The 15,151-nt window shown below is 43.1% G+C and carries 14 protein-coding genes; 4 read left to right on the top strand and 10 right to left on the bottom strand.

Going from position 1 to position 15,151, the window contains the following annotated elements:
- The first annotated feature begins 298 nt into the window (after positions 1-298).
- Both ACO0K1_RS08460 and ACO0K1_RS08455 read left to right on the top strand, forming a co-directional pair.
- Positions 299-2,239 carry an MASE3 domain-containing protein gene (locus tag ACO0K1_RS08460; RefSeq protein WP_423024654.1) on the top strand — a complete coding sequence of 647 codons (1,941 nt, stop codon included), beginning with the start codon at positions 299-301 and terminating at the stop codon, positions 2,237-2,239.
- 108 nt (positions 2,240-2,347) lie between these two features.
- Positions 2,348-2,674, top strand: a complete 327-nt coding sequence (locus tag ACO0K1_RS08455; RefSeq protein ID WP_423024652.1) for a flagellar basal body protein — start codon at positions 2,348-2,350, stop codon at positions 2,672-2,674.
- Positions 2,675-2,721: 47 nt separating this feature from the next.
- On the opposite strand, the gene ACO0K1_RS08450 is transcribed toward ACO0K1_RS08455, so the two are convergent.
- From ACO0K1_RS08450 to ACO0K1_RS08405, 10 genes are all read right to left on the bottom strand, one after another.
- Positions 2,722-3,489: a sulfite exporter TauE/SafE family protein gene (locus ACO0K1_RS08450; RefSeq protein ID WP_423024650.1), complete on the bottom strand. Its 768-nt coding sequence runs from the start codon at positions 3,487-3,489 to the stop codon at positions 2,722-2,724.
- 5 nt (positions 3,490-3,494) lie between these two features.
- Complete coding sequence (gene hemN, locus ACO0K1_RS08445; protein WP_423024648.1) at positions 3,495-4,898, bottom strand: oxygen-independent coproporphyrinogen III oxidase; 1,404 nt, start codon at positions 4,896-4,898, stop codon at positions 3,495-3,497.
- A 16-nt stretch (positions 4,899-4,914) separates the two neighbouring features.
- Positions 4,915-5,172 carry a hypothetical protein gene (locus ACO0K1_RS08440; protein WP_423024646.1) on the bottom strand — a complete coding sequence of 86 codons (258 nt, stop codon included), beginning with the start codon at positions 5,170-5,172 and terminating at the stop codon, positions 4,915-4,917.
- A gap of 162 nt (positions 5,173-5,334) precedes the next feature.
- Complete coding sequence (locus ACO0K1_RS08435) at positions 5,335-5,871, bottom strand: FixH family protein (protein ID WP_423024644.1); 537 nt, start codon at positions 5,869-5,871, stop codon at positions 5,335-5,337.
- Between the two features lie 8 nt (positions 5,872-5,879).
- On the bottom strand, positions 5,880-7,292 hold the full coding sequence (gene ccoG, locus ACO0K1_RS08430) for a cytochrome c oxidase accessory protein CcoG (protein WP_423024642.1): 1,413 nt from the start codon (positions 7,290-7,292) through the stop codon (positions 5,880-5,882).
- 33 nt (positions 7,293-7,325) lie between these two features.
- Positions 7,326-8,330 (bottom strand): cytochrome-c oxidase, cbb3-type subunit III, encoded by a 1,005-nt coding sequence (gene ccoP / locus ACO0K1_RS08425; RefSeq protein ID WP_423024640.1) that lies wholly within the window; start codon positions 8,328-8,330, stop codon positions 7,326-7,328.
- A gap of 2 nt (positions 8,331-8,332) precedes the next feature.
- A complete protein-coding gene (locus ACO0K1_RS08420; protein ID WP_186914101.1) occupies positions 8,333-8,479 on the bottom strand; it encodes a cbb3-type cytochrome oxidase subunit 3 in 147 nt (48 codons plus the stop codon).
- A 45-nt stretch (positions 8,480-8,524) separates the two neighbouring features.
- Positions 8,525-9,142: a cytochrome-c oxidase, cbb3-type subunit II gene (gene ccoO, locus ACO0K1_RS08415; RefSeq protein ID WP_423024638.1), complete on the bottom strand. Its 618-nt coding sequence runs from the start codon at positions 9,140-9,142 to the stop codon at positions 8,525-8,527.
- A gap of 41 nt (positions 9,143-9,183) precedes the next feature.
- The gene (gene ccoN, locus ACO0K1_RS08410) at positions 9,184-10,623 is read right to left on the bottom strand and encodes a cytochrome-c oxidase, cbb3-type subunit I (RefSeq protein ID WP_423024636.1); all 1,440 of its coding nucleotides are present in this window, start codon (positions 10,621-10,623) and stop codon (positions 9,184-9,186) included.
- 283 nt (positions 10,624-10,906) lie between these two features.
- Positions 10,907-12,829, bottom strand: a complete 1,923-nt coding sequence (locus ACO0K1_RS08405; RefSeq protein WP_423024634.1) for a SurA N-terminal domain-containing protein — start codon at positions 12,827-12,829, stop codon at positions 10,907-10,909.
- Positions 12,830-13,303: 474 nt separating this feature from the next.
- On the opposite strand from ACO0K1_RS08405, the gene ACO0K1_RS08400 reads away from it, so the two are divergent.
- Together ACO0K1_RS08400 and ACO0K1_RS08395 are read left to right on the top strand one after the other, a co-directional pair.
- Positions 13,304-13,657, top strand: coding sequence for a CZB domain-containing protein (locus tag ACO0K1_RS08400; RefSeq protein ID WP_423024632.1), 354 nt, complete (start codon positions 13,304-13,306; stop codon positions 13,655-13,657).
- 463 nt (positions 13,658-14,120) lie between these two features.
- Entirely contained in the window at positions 14,121-14,363 is a 243-nt protein-coding gene (locus tag ACO0K1_RS08395) for a hypothetical protein (protein ID WP_423024630.1), read from the top strand.
- Positions 14,364-15,151 lie beyond the last annotated feature (788 nt).

Raw genomic sequence — 15,151 nt, 5'->3', positions numbered from 1 at the left:
TTTCCGGCATATTTCCGACATATCGATTCTGTCAAAATCAGTAAGATTCGATTCAGATGGTGCGCAATCATTAAAGTAACTATCCTTAAAGGCGTTCGATCCATCGAACGCCTTTTTGCTTATCAACAACATACTTTTTTTGCAATTTACCGTTAAAATAAGATGGCTGTAACGTTCTGATGTCGCACGAACAGACCCGGCATGCGCAGTAGCAGATCACATCAATGAAAATTTGCCCCCAAACCCTGGCCTTTTTCTAACAACGTCGTTTTCAACCATCACCATTAAAAAGCACTACATGTCACCGTCGATTACAAATACCAAGTTAAGACTCACGCGAACACGATGGCTAGCAGGTATATTGCTGCTTATATCCGCTTTTTTTTGGTTCAACCAGAAACCACTCTCGCATATTAGTGTTGCACAACCGCTTCCAGTTCATACCTTTTTAGAAACGGTGACGATCGTCATTTTTGCGTCGGTCTTCATCGTATGTTGGAACGCATTTGGCGACACGCGAAAAAAAAGTAGTGCGATTTTAGCGGTTGCTTTTTTGTGCACGGCAATCCTTGGTTTTTTTCATTCCATCAGCTTTCAGGGAATGCCGGGATTTGAAACTGCCATCGATATGCATAAATCCTTGAGTTTTTGGTTGGTCTCACGTTCCATTATTGCCGTTACCCTTCTGGGACTGGCATTGGATCCCACAGATTCAGATATTAGCCAAAAACATTGCTATTCCATTCTATCCATCGGCATCGCATGCACGGCGACTTTTGCGGCAATCATATTTGCCTCCCCAGAAGTATTACCACTTACATTCAGCGCTGATAGCGGACAAACTTCTTTTAAAATTATCTACGAAATGGGATTGGTGGCGATTAACTGCTTAACCGCATTTCTATTTTATAAGCATGCATTGCGTTTTCAGTCAGATACGTCTGCCGAACGACTTCATATTGACCGTGTTCCGCTCTTTTTTGCCAGTGCTTTAATGGCAATGTCCGAAGTCTATTTTTCCCTCTACTCTTCTACTCGCGATATTGATATCGTCATAGGTCATTCGCTACAATTATTGGCGGCGATCGCCATTTACCGAAGTATGGTTGCAGTCAATATTCAAACGCCTTATCAAGCATTAGCTGAAACCACGGCCAATCTTGTCAATTCGACAGAAGAGTTACTTGTCCAACGAGAGCGGCTAAGTCGCATGATAGACACGGCCATTGATGGAATCATTACGGTCGATGGAGCGCAAAATATCATTCTTGCCAACCCTGCTGCCGCGGTGATCTTTGGTTATCCGATTAACAGTCTCATCAATACACCACTGAGCCAGCTTATACCAATGCGCCATCGCGAAAACCATGGCAAACACATGCAAGAATTTGGTGAGGCAGGAACAACGCGTCGCAAAATGGGAACGCATTTCGAAGATTTTTATGTAACAGGACGCAAAGCGAATGGTGAAGAATTTCCAATAGAAGCGTCCATCGCGCATCAACTGGAAAAAGGCGAACGTTTTTACACCGTCATTTTTAGAGATATCACCGATAGAAAAGTTGCCAAAGAGAAAATGGCAGCGTACCACGCCCAATTAAGCCAGTTATCCAATACCTTGCAAAGTATCAGAGAAGAAGAGCGCAAGCATATTGCACGGGAATTGCACGATGACCTCGGACAGTTATTGGCAGCGTTAAGAATGGATTTATCTTTGCTACAACGAGATCAGCAGTTGGTCGAACATAATCAACAAACGATCAACAGCATGGATCAATTGATCTTGACTGCAATCACCACTTTACGACGAATTGCGACCGATCTAAGACCACGCGCACTGGATGAGGGGGGCTTATTTTTTGCGTTACAAACCCTGCAAAAAGACTTTTCGCAACGTCATAAAATTGACTGTGAGTTAATTGCTGATGAAGATTTACTCACGCTTGATGACGCGCGGAGCACTGGGATTTTCAGGATCATTCAAGAATCACTGACGAATGTCGCACGCCACGCCGAAGCTAATTACGTGCAGATTGAATTTCATCGATCCAACGATACATTAGGCTTTACCATCACCGACAATGGTAAAGGTATCAATGAATTAGATATGAATAAAACACAATCATTTGGCTTGGTTGGGATGCGCGAGAGGGTCAAAGCCATGCAAGGAGAATTTAGCGTTGTCAGTGACAGTAGCGAAGGAACTACACTGAAAATAGAATTACCTTTGGACAACTAAACTATATTACAAAAATTACGGCGAAATTACCCTAAAAAAAGACTATGCTTTTTCAGGTGGTGAGAATAGTTCGTTATTCTCGCCAAAGCACCTTTGTAAGGAGTTTTTATGTCAATTTCATCATTATCAAGCGGCTTATCAGGCATGATTGCAAATGCAACCGCCTTAGACAGCACGGCAAATAATGTCGCCAATGCAAGTACCAACGGCTACAAGCCTGAAGTTGCGGCTTTTCAGCAAGGATCGGTGAGCGGTGTGACTGTAAATATCAGCAAAGCGGGCGCCGACGCTGCTGCTGCAGAAACCCCGAGTGGAACTGATCTGGCGACTGAAACGGTGAACTCCATCCAGTATCTCGCCGGATTTAAGCTCAATGCGCAAGTCGTTAAAACGGCTGATCAGGTATTGGGAACTTTATTGAATATTAAAGCCTAGCACGTTCTACCGAAGTTAATTTTCAAGTTTTTTGCACGTCAGGCGAATTAAATCGATGGCAGTACGCATAAAAAAGAAGGCATCCGGTGCATGTCAAAATACCACAAACCGAGTACACCAATTGAAATCAAGCAAAGGCCTCCTGTATTTCGCAACCAATGCGGGACTCTTGCCCTGCTCGCCATATTGAAAACACCCTGACTCAATAGTAAATGTGGCAAAGCACTCAAGCCGAATAACATCATCAATAGTGCGCCCGAAAACCAATCACCTGATAACAAGGCAAACGGAATAACGCTGTACAGCAATCCGCATGGCAAACATCCCCAAACCATACCGAACAAAAATGGGAACCTGATCCCATTTTTAAGTGCAGGCATACGGTTAAAAATGCCCTGCTGCAATTTCGCAAATATATTCGTTAACCAATGAAAACGTAATTGAATTCCCAGAACTCGCAAACCAAGAGCAACCAAAGCGAGATTACCAAACACAAATAAAATTTGATGTGCTGGTAAATAAGGGCGCAGTATCATCCCAGCACTACCGAGACCGCCAAATAATGCACCAATGAGCATATAAGTAAATATACGCCCAGATTGCAACATCAATTGAAAATACCAGGATGAACGTATCGCTACCGAACCACCTGATTTTCGCCGCGTGGTTGCGGCCTTAATTGGAATAATCTTTTCTTGGTGGTGCGTACCGGCTTGATTCAATAAAGTGGAGATACCACCACACATACCTATACAATGCACGCCACCAGCGACGCCGGCAGTCAGGGCAGCAAGTGCCAAAGGCAAGGTCAGCATAAAGGCTAAATCAGGCGTGAATATTTCGCGGCTGTCTGTTTGGCGAGATAACCATCAAAAGCCATACCAAACGCCCGCACAAACAAACGTCCTTTAGGAAGTACTTTGATACCCTGGCTATCAATACCAACCAGACCTTCTGAGGCATATGACCGCATTTGTTGTAATTCGGCGTCGAAGTAATTATTGAAGCTAATTCCAAATTGCTCCTCGACTGCATCAAAGTTAACACCGGTACTGCACATCATGTCCATAATGATTTGGCGACGCATCAAATCATCCTGGTTGAGATCAAAGCCTTTTTCTACCGGCAAAATATTTTGATCGAGACAAGCATAATATTCATCGAGGGTACGTAAATTTTGCACATAGGAATTGCCAACTTTACCAATCGCAGACAAACCAAGTGCAATCAAGTCACAGTCTGAACGTGTCGTATATCCCTGAAAATTTCTATGCAAGCTGCCGTCCAATGTCGCTTTTGCCAAACTATCTTCCGGTTTAGCAAAATGATCGAGACCGATATAAACATAGCCTTCCGCAAGCAAACGACGCAAAGACATCAGAAAAATTTCAAGTCGTTGTTCAGCCGATGGTAAATCAGCTTCAGCAATTCGACGTTGTGGCTTAAATCTTGTGGGTAAATGTGCGTAATTGTATAAAGCGATACGATCTGGCGACAGGCTAATTACCTGATCCAAAGTTGTCGCAAAACTTTCCAAGGACTGTTTTGGCAAACCATAAATCAGATCAAAATTGATCGATTCAAATCCAAAACGACGGCTCTCGCTAATGGTATGCGCAACCATGTCAAATGCCTGAATGCGATGCACTGCCTTTTGCACTTCCGGATCAAAATCCTGAACGCCCAGACTAGTTCGATTAAATCCGATTTCCTGCAAAATCTGCAAAGTCTCTGACGTCACAGTGCGTGGATCAATTTCGATGGAAATTTCCGCATCCGCCGTGAAGTCAAAATGCTGACGCAGCATCGCCATTAACTGACGCATTTCATCATGACTCAAAAACGTCGGTGTGCCACCGCCAAGATGCAACTGGCTCAAGGTTTCGCGGTGCGACAAATGCGCGGTTACTAGCTGCAATTCTTTTTCAAGGTAGACCAGATATTTCGCAGAACGCCCGTGGTCTTTGGTGATCACCTTATTACAAGCACAGTAATAGCAAAGTGATGCGCAGAACGGAATATGAATGTACAACGATAACGGTGGCTTGTTGCTCAAGCTGTCGCGTTGTTTCAAATAGGAGATATATGAATCAGCGGAAAACTCAGCATGAAACCGATCCGCAGTAGGGTAAGAAGTATATCTTGGACCGAAAGAATCAAAACGACGAATTAATTCTTCTGGTATTTCTATCGCTGGAAAAACAGCTGATTCATTGGTATTCATAAGGTCCGGTTCAAGTCTAATGGGCTTTTTGTACAAGTAATGCAGTCAATCCACTAGAAAGTATTCCGAGCAACCAAAATGCAAAAAAACCTATCGTGTAGACACCAGAAATATGCATTTGCAGGCGTTCGTCTAGCACGATAAGCTCCATCGGATCGACGAGACTAAAAAACAATCCTGTTGCAGCACAAGCCATCAAAAATGCAGGCCACAACACGATCATCAACATGGGCCGCACGTGTGCTTTGCGATGTGCGGAAATAGTATGTTCCAATCTCGTCCCCTTCTAATGATTATGTGAGGACTTATAAAAAATCCCTCAGTTGTGTTATAGCTTCAGGCTGTAATCGTACTGCCTTCGTCACTATGTATTACTGGGTAATTTGTCATAAGCCCTATAACTTACCAGTCAACAAATCTTAGGGAAGCGCCCCAATTATGATGCTTTTAGCTGCGCAACCTTTTGCTCTGGCTCAAACCAATCGCCTGTTAATCTCCAGTCTGACGCTTCCAACTTGAGATGAAACAATTTAACAGAACTCGAAGAAATATTCGAGATCAGTTTTGAATCGCCCTCATAAACGCCAGGACTAACTTGCTGCATAGGCAAACGACGAATAATTTCAGATACCGACATACCGTCCACTGCCGCATTTGCCAGGCTGAGCTGTAACGAATCAGGGAAAGTCCCTTTACCTTGCAATTTCATGCGAATTTTGCTTGTTGCTGAGTCAAAGTTCAGCGTGGCACTTAGTTGCAAGTCTCGTGCTTTAGCGTCACGTTGAATATCTTTGTCGATCATCAAGCCTTGCTTGTAATAATCATCTGCAACAACTTTATCAGCGCCGAGAAACGCCAAAGCACCTGTAAAAATACTAGCGCATACGACGACAGCAGGCCCACCCACAACTAAAAGTAGCCAAGGTTCTTTATACCATTTATCTTTTTTCTTCAAAGTCAGAACGGCGTCCATTACATCTCCTATCTCGGGACTAAAAATACAGCTTTTTCTATCACTTTAACGCCTGGCGTATCCAGATCTTTGATCTCAAAGCGGATGCGATTAGACCCTGGTTGCAGGATATTCGCTGGTACACGCACTCTGATGGGTACCGCTGCCGCATCGGCTGATTTCACATCGACAATTTGATTATTCAAGATTGTGGCGCCTGGCAGGCCGACGATCTCTACGCTGTAGCGTCGTGCAGATTCTTGCGTATTCATGACATGCAAACGATATACATTTTCTATCGCTCCCATATCAGTAATCTTTGGCATAGTACGATCACGAATGACATCAACCTTCAGTGGTACATGGTTGAACAACGCGACCGCTGTCGCCACTATGATTAAACACAAAATGCCGGAATAAATTAAGGTGCGGAGACGGAAAACGCGCGCCCACATGGATTTTTGATCTAACTTCCGGGTCAAAGCGTGCTCAGTCGTATATCGAATCAAGCCACGTTCATAACCCATTTTATCCATCACCTGATCACAGCCATCAATGCATAAGCCACAGGCTATACACTCATATTGCAAACCATTCCGGATATCAATCCCCGTCGGACACACTTGAACGCAAATTCCACAATCAACGCAGGAGCCAAGTCCTTTTGCCTTAAAATCAACTTTTTTGTTACGTGATCCGCGCGGTTCGCCACGCTCTGTGTCGTACGTAACAATCAAGGTATCCTTATCAAACATCGCGCTTTGAAAGCGTGCATAAGGACACATGTATTTGCACACTTGTTCACGTAACCATCCGGCATTACCGTAAGTGGCGAAGCCATAAAACAAGAGCCAGAATATTTCCCAGGGACCGAGCGTTAAATTGAAAATCTCTGAGGTCAATTGCTTGATCGGCGTGAAGTAGCCTACAAAAGTGAAACCTGTCCACAAACCGATCATTAACCAAATGAAATGTTTGATAAATTTCAGAGAAAATTTTCGTGCAGTTAATGGGCCTGCATCGAGTTTAATACGTGCATTTCTGTCGCCTTCAACCTTACTTTCCACCCAGAGAAAGATTTCGGTATAGACGGTCTGCGGACATGCATAGCCGCAAAACAAGCGCCCTGCTATCGCGGTAAACAAAAATAGAGACAACGCAGAGATAACGAGTAAAACAGCCAGATAAATAAAGTCTTGCGGCCAGAATACCAGCCCAAAAATATAAAACTTACGTGATACCAAATCGAATAACACTGCCTGTCTGTCATTCCAGCCCAGCCAGACAGTGCCATAGAACAGCAATTGCGTCAAAACCACCATTATCCAGCGCCTGGAAGCGAACCAGCCTTTCTGCGAACGTGGATAAATCTTTTTACGTTCTTCAAATAAGGCGAGTTCAGCCTCTTCGATGGGTACTGGAATAATGGGGATGTGCTTCATTTATTGCTTCTTTATTTAATTAAAACCAACTTCTTACTTAACAACTGCATTTGTATCACTTGCAGGTGCCGCAGAGATTTGCTTAAGTGCATTGGTATCAGCATCAGAAACGTTCGCCGTACCCGTATTAGACAAACTCCAAACATAAGCAGCCAGTAAATGAATCTTACCAGGCGTCAGAATGTTTTTATGTGCTGGCATCTGGTTATTACGACCTTTATTGATCGTCTCCATAATGGTGTTGATATCACCACCATACAGCCAGATTTTATCTGTCAAATTAGGTGCACCAACTGCTTGATTGCCTTTACCGTCAATGCCATGACAAGCAGCACAAGCAGCAAACTTAGGCTTACCAATCGCCGCTTTAATCGGATCATGTGCAGAATTTGAGAGACTCAGCACATAGTTCGCTACATTACGCACGTCGTCATCTGTACCAACAACTGCACCCATTGGTGGCATTTGTCCGTGACGGCCTTCGGTAATGGTCAACTCAATTGTTTTCGGATCACCACCATACAACCAGTCGTTATCCGTCAGATTTGGGTAGCCTTTACCACCTTGCGCATCGGAGCCGTGGCACTGTGAGCAAGTATTTAAGAAAAGACGCTGACCTATTTCATGCGCTTGTGGATCACGGGCTACATCTTTGATATCCATCGCAAGATATTTATTAAAGATAGGACCATATTGCGCTTCACCATCCTTCATCTCTTTTTCGTAGGCATTTTCCTGGCTCCAACCCAAGGAACCTTGACGCGCACCAAAACCCGGATAAGCGATCAAATAGATAACGCCAAAAACGATTGTGAGATAAAACAACCATTTCCACCATTGCGGCAGGGGATTGTTCTGCTCCATCAGATCGCCATCCCAAACATGGCCTGTCGTTTCTGCAGGCAAAGGCTTGCCATCACTACCGACCTTGACTTTGACTTTAGATTGCGACCACAACAAAACTACACAGGCAACCATACTTATGGCGACGACAATAGCAATTCCTATGCCCCACCATTCATTAAAGAAATCAGCCATGACTATTTCCCATCCTCATTTTCAATTGGCAACCGAGCCATTTTTTCGAAACGCTCCTTGTTACCGGAACTGAACGCCCAGTAGACGATGCCTAGAAAGACGAACAGGCTAATCACCGTCACCACACTGCTCAGGATCGTGAAATTCATAATTTTCCCCTTTTCAAAAAGTGATAACCCAAGGAAGCACTTTTCTTAGTTTTTGTTTTTAATCGCAGTACCCAAAACTTGCAGATAAGCGATCAACGCATCCAGCTCAGTTTTGTTATCGAGTTCCGCTGGTCCGCCGGCAATTTCTTCATCGGTATATGGAACACCCAATGTTTTCATTGCTTTCAGCTTCGGCACGATGTCTGCTGGTACTAACTGAGTTTTACCCAACCACGGATAAGCCGGCATGTTAGATTCAATCACTACCGATCGCGGATCAGTTAAGTGATCACGATGCCAGTTATCGCTATAACGACCGCCAACGCGCGCCAAATCTGGACCTGTGCGCTTACTACCCCATTGGAACGGATGGTCATAAACGGATTCACCAGCTACTGAGTAATGACCATAACGTTCAGTTTCAGCACGGAATGGGCGAATCATTTGCGAGTGACAGCCGTAGCAACCTTCACGCAAATAAATGTCGCGACCAGCCAATTGCAGCGGTGTGTAAGGCTTCAAGCCTTGTACTGGCTGCGTGGTTGTTTTCTGAAAAAACAGCGGAACAATTTCCACCAGACCACCAACACTGATCGTCAATATAACCAGTATCAGCATCAAGCCGACGTTGCGCTCGATCAGATCATGAGTAAAATTACGCATCAAACTTCTCCTTTTGATTTCTCTGACTTTTCTCTGCAAACTTATGCGTGTGCATGCGCAGCAGGCAAGGCAGGAATCGCGTTATTGATTGGTTTTGCGCCCATCAACGTTTTTGCAACGTTATAAGCCATCACCAGCATGCCACTCAAGTACATTGCGCCGCCAATCAGACGAATTACGTAGTAAGGGAATGTTGCTTTAACAGTTTCAACGAAGGTATAAGTCAAAGTGCCATCTTCGTTCACTGCACGCCACATCAAACCTTGCATTACGCCAGCAATCCACATAGACGCGATGTACAACACAACGCCAATGGTTGCAACCCAGAAATGCACCTCAATTAAACGCTTGCTGTACATTTGTGTCTGACCAAACAGCCGGGGAATCAGGTAGTACAAACTACCGATCGAAATGAAGCCTACCCAACCCAATGCACCAGAATGCACGTGGCCAATTGTCCAGTCAGTATAGTGAGACAGAGCGTTCACCGTTTTGATCGCCATCATAGGACCTTCAAATGTCGACATACCGTAGAAGGATAAAGACACAATCAGGAAACGCAAGATAGGATCGGAGCGCAATTTACTCCAGGCACCGGATAAAGTCATAATACCGTTGACCATACCACCCCAGGATGGTGCCAACAAAATCAACGAAAACACCATACCAAGAGACTGAGCCCAATCTGGCAACGCGGTGTAATGTAAGTGATGTGGACCTGCCCACATGTAAGTGAAGATCAAGGCCCAGAAGTGAACAATCGACAAGCGATAAGAGTACACAGGGCGTTCAATTTGCTTAGGAATGAAGTAGTACATCATGCCGAGGAAGCCAGCAGTCAGGAAGAAACCAACCGCGTTATGTCCATACCACCATTGCACCATCGCATCTTGCACACCGGAGTATGCTGAATATGATTTCAACAAAGATACTGGTAACGCTGCACTATTGACGATATGCAGAACGGCAACTGCGATAATAAAGGCACCATAGAACCAGTTAGCGACGTAGATATGTTCCACCTTACGTTTGATTAGCGTTCCAAAGAACACGATTGCATAGGCAACCCAAACCACTGCGATCAAGATATCAATCGGCCATTCCAATTCAGCGTATTCTTTACCTTGGGTGTAACCCAAAGGCAGAGTAATCGCTGCGGCAACAATGACTAACTGCCATCCCCAGAAAGTAAATTCTGCAAGCCCATCAGAAAACAAGCGAACGTTAGACGTGCGCTGAACGACGTAATACGATGTTGCCATCAATGCACATCCACCAAACGCAAAAATCACGGCGTTGGTATGAAGAGGCCGCAAGCGACCATAGCTAAGCCAGGGGATACCGGTTAAAAATTCAGGCCAGGCCAGTTGAGTCGCAATCACCACGCCTACCAGCATGCCGACTATTCCCCAAACCACAGCCATGACTGAAAATTGGCGTACAACCCGATAGTTGTATGTGTTTTCTTTAGTTATCGTCATGATCTCACTCTGTTGTAAAAATACACCGTCAGAATAACAACCGCCCTACTTTGCTACATTGATACATATCAAATGTTGCCAAAATCTAAGCTTCCTACAGCTAAAGCAAGGTCATATGACAACACATCAAAGCATATCCCTACACTAAATTTTTAGCAAAAAAAAAGCGGTGCCAATTAGCACCGCTTTTTTTATACTTTGATATTTATAATGTTTCTAATATTTCTAATATTTCTAATGTTTCTAATATTTCTTCAAAAAAAAATCCAAGAACTACATCGCCTTATTGGACTGGCTGCGCAGGTGTTTCCAATGCCGCCTTATTGATCGTCACTTTCGCTTTTTTCTTCAATAGTTCTACGTAGGAAGTCAATTCTTGCTGACCAAGTAAACTCGCGACTTGCTGGGCTTCTGCTGCACGCTTCGCCACATCTGGTGTTCCGGCATTCACTTTAGAAATACGATAAACAGCGTATCCCGTATTACCTAAAGAAACACCTACAAACGCTGGCAATTTTTGCGTGTCAGCCTTCATGATTTGGGCGAGAGCTTGCGGAGGCACATCCTGTTGTTTCGAACGAGAAACAATTTTTACGTCGCCAAAACCAGAAGTAGCATCCGTCGACTTAAGCGCGGCTAATTTCGCTTTACCTTCTTTTTCAGCAAGACTTTCAGACTCGGATTGCGTCAATCTCGCAACGATAGAGGCCTTCACTTCGTCCAACGGACGCTTACTTGCCGCTTTATATTCGACAACACGACCTGAAATCAAGGTGTTAGGCGCAACTTCAATCGCTTCCGTATTGTGCTTTTTCTTCACAACATCATCAGCGAAAATTGCCTTTAAAAATTTCGGGTTATTCGCAAACACAGTTGCAGGAAGAGCTGGATTACCCTGGCGTGATAAATGGTCAGCAATTTCAATTTTCAACTTCAACTTATCAGCAACTGTTTTCAACGTATCCGACTGCTCGTAGACTGTATTACCAAAAGTTTCAGCTGCTTCTGAATATGCTTTGCTTGCTTTTTGCTTCTTTATACTAGACGCAATTTGCGCCTTAACTTCGTCCAATGTTTTAACACTCGCGGACTTAATGTCGGTGACCTGAATAATGTGGTAACCAAAATCTGATTGAACCACGTCACTAATCTCACCCTTACCAAGTTTAAAAGCGGTATCTTCGAACGGCTTAACCATGGCACCTTTACCAAAGAAATCAAGATCGCCACCGCGCTCTGCAGATACCGGGTCTTGTGAATTTTCTTTTGCTAATTTAGCAAAAACACCAGGTGTTTTACGCAATTCAACCAACAAAGCATCCGCCTTTGCTTTTGCCTTTGCTTTATCTGCTGCACTAGCGTCTTTCGCTACAGCAATCAAAATATGGCTTGCGCGACGTTGCTCATCAACTGTATACGCTTTGCTATTATTTTTATAAAATTCCTGAACTTCAGCATCGGTGGCCGACACTTGATCTGCCAAAGCGTCATTGCTTAACACAACATATTCCGCTTTGATCATTTCCGGAATTTCAAATTGCGCTGAATTTTTTTCATAATAAGCCTTGACCATCTCATCAGTCACTTTTACCTGAGAGGCGTAATCAGCAGCTTTAAACATCAACGATTGCACTTCGCGCTCTTGCTCACCAATTAAAGCGATACGATCAGCAACGGTTTTCGGAACAATATTGGTGTTTTGCACGGCGTTGATCAATTGCTCTGTGACCATATCCTGGCGCAAGCCCTGTTCATACATCACCTGAGTCATACCGCGTGAAGCCAAAATACTATTGTATTTCTCCATATCAAAGCTGCCGTCTGCCTTCACCAAGCCTGGTGTTGCCAGAATTGCCTGTTGCAACATCTCTCTCGTGATCGACAATTTATTGTTTTTCACTTCAGCTGCCACCACTTTTCTTGCAATAATTTCATCTAGAACGTTTTGCTTTACTTCGGGTGTATTCATCAATTTTGGATCAAATTGCGCGCCATAGGATTGGCGGAATTTATCCAACTGGTCACGTAATGCAGCATCCAACTCGGCTTGCATGACCTGTTGACCAGCCACGGTTGCGACCGCTGCTCCTGCGGCAGCTTGTGATCTGGTATAGCTTTCAATACCAAAGAAAGCAAACGAAGGAAAAATAATCAGCAACAATAAAAATTGCATTAAACGCTGATGGGTACGAATATATTCAAACATGTTCAACCGATCGTATGACTAAGAATAACAATCTCAAATTGCGAATACAAAAAAAGGCGAACTTTCGTTCGCCTTTTCGACTATCTGGCGGAGCCGACGGGATCGTGAAAATTAGCTCTCCCCCAACATAATCAAGGTCTTAGCAACACCACTAAAAAAAGCATACAGATATTAACAAAAAAATTAATGTTATCTGGCGCCAATACTAAACAAAGAAAGATTTTAGCAGCCTTTTACGCATTGTTCTACTCGTAGATATCAATATTAAAAGGGAATTATCAATTTTTGACCGCTCAGACGTCAAACCTTAACCACAAGTCGATCAACGACAAAGAATAAAGAAACGGTCAGACCCAGGAAATTTCTCATCAATCCAATTGTAAAAAAATACTGCTTCCATTGATCTAGATCCAAAACTGGTTTTGTCATCCTGAAATAATAAAACAACATTAATTTTATAAATGAGGAACAAACATGGACCTAAACAGTGCAGTAGCAAAACATTCTGAATGGAAGACAAAATTTAGAGGTGCCATTTCAAAACAAGAACAACTTGATGCAACAACCATCAGCAAAGATAACTGCTGCGATCTGGGCAAGTGGCTAAATGGCAGCGGTAAAGCAAGTTACGGCACGTTGGAGAGCTTTAAAGACTGCATAACAAAACACGCATTATTTCATAAAGAAGCAGGAAAAGTCGCTTCAGCCATTAATGCAAAAAAATATGCTGAAGCAGAGACGATGATTGGTACCGGCACACCATACACCTCAACGTCAAGTGCAGTTGGCGTAGCGATCATGCGCTTGAAAAAAGAGGCGCAACTCTAATGCTCCCACAAGGCAACTAACCAATACGTTGACGATTTGACCAAGATGAGGTCAAGATTCTGACCTCATTGAAAGATTCAGCAGCCTCTCGATGAGAGGCGTGCTCACTCATAAAATGAGCCAAACAAGAGGACAAAAAAAAGCGAGTCGCACAAGCAACTCGCTTTTTCTTTAATCTGGCGGAGCGGACGGGACAGTGAAAAAAACTCACCCATCAACTTTTCCAACCAATAAAATCAAGGACTTAGCAACATTATTAATAAAAGGAAACAGAAAAACTGCTACCAAATCTGTTACCACTGCTAAACAAGTGTTGAATTTTAGCAGTTTTTTTGCAACAAGTTGTCATGTTTTTTTGCCATCAAGTAAACAAGTCAACCAAATGATAATTTGGTACGTTTTCCACAAGTAACATGATAAGATTTTATTTTTTAAATTTTCACCGCTAGAAACGGAGCAAAAAATGGGAATTGAATGTTCAAAGTGTGGCAGTGATCAGGCTCAAGCAGTCCGTGCAATTTTGTTATCAGGCACATCCACAAGCACAGGATCATTTACTGGCATTGCTGCTGGCTCAGGAGGTGGTATTGTTTCAGGATCAACTTTTAATGTGAATAAAACGAACCTTGCAACTATGTTGAGTCCACCAAAAGAGCCATACGGCAAATCGTATTGGATTGGATTGGATTTGCAATGCTCTGTCTAATGTATTACGTGTTGGGCACTCATAGTTACGATTTTAGTGTAGGCTTATCCGATGGAAAAGGTGGAATTATTCAACATGGATCAATGACTGGTCCGATTATTATTTCACTGATATTTATTCCCATACTTTATTGGATATTTAATAAAGGCAGAAAAGTCAAAAAAAATTATCTTGAAAAATATCCAGCGTGGAAAAACATGCATGACAATGGATTTTACTGCCATAGTTGCACAAACATATTTACTCCAAAATAAATATAAACATTTAAATAAAAAAGCCAGTCAATAAAGACTGGTTTTTTTATTTTCGTTAGATCAGCACCACCTGAACCCAACACTTTATCTATTGACATTTTAGAAAAATACAATATAAATATAGTACCAAAGACAATTCAATCATATTGAATTTCAGGATATTGTCAATACACCGATTCCAAATAAATTTAATTGTCTTGCTGAATGGTAAGGCAATTTTTACATTAACGGTCTAGTGAACGATTCAATTAATTGCTAATGCGAATGGCTAATATGAAGGCAGGTTAAAAATATTCAGGTAAAACTGATAACTGTAAATCCCCCTTAGCAGGTAGCAAACCATATTGTTATTATGCAGCGTAACGTTTGGTAAGTAGGTGAGAATGGTAAAGTTGGAAAACCACAGGCGGTAGTTGTCAACAAAGATGTCGCGTCAAGTCATGCTGCTAGCATTAGTTCCTCTGCCTGATTTCGTTTCGGATTCAGCCAGACCTCGTCCTTCAATTTCCAATCCCGCGTCGCACCAGACCAGCG

The organism is Undibacterium sp. SXout20W, from assembly GCF_049340285.1.
GTDB lineage: Bacteria > Pseudomonadota > Gammaproteobacteria > Burkholderiales > Burkholderiaceae_D > Undibacterium.
The sequence above is the reverse complement of the archived record's forward strand: the minus strand, read 5'-3'. Positions and strand labels throughout refer to the sequence as shown.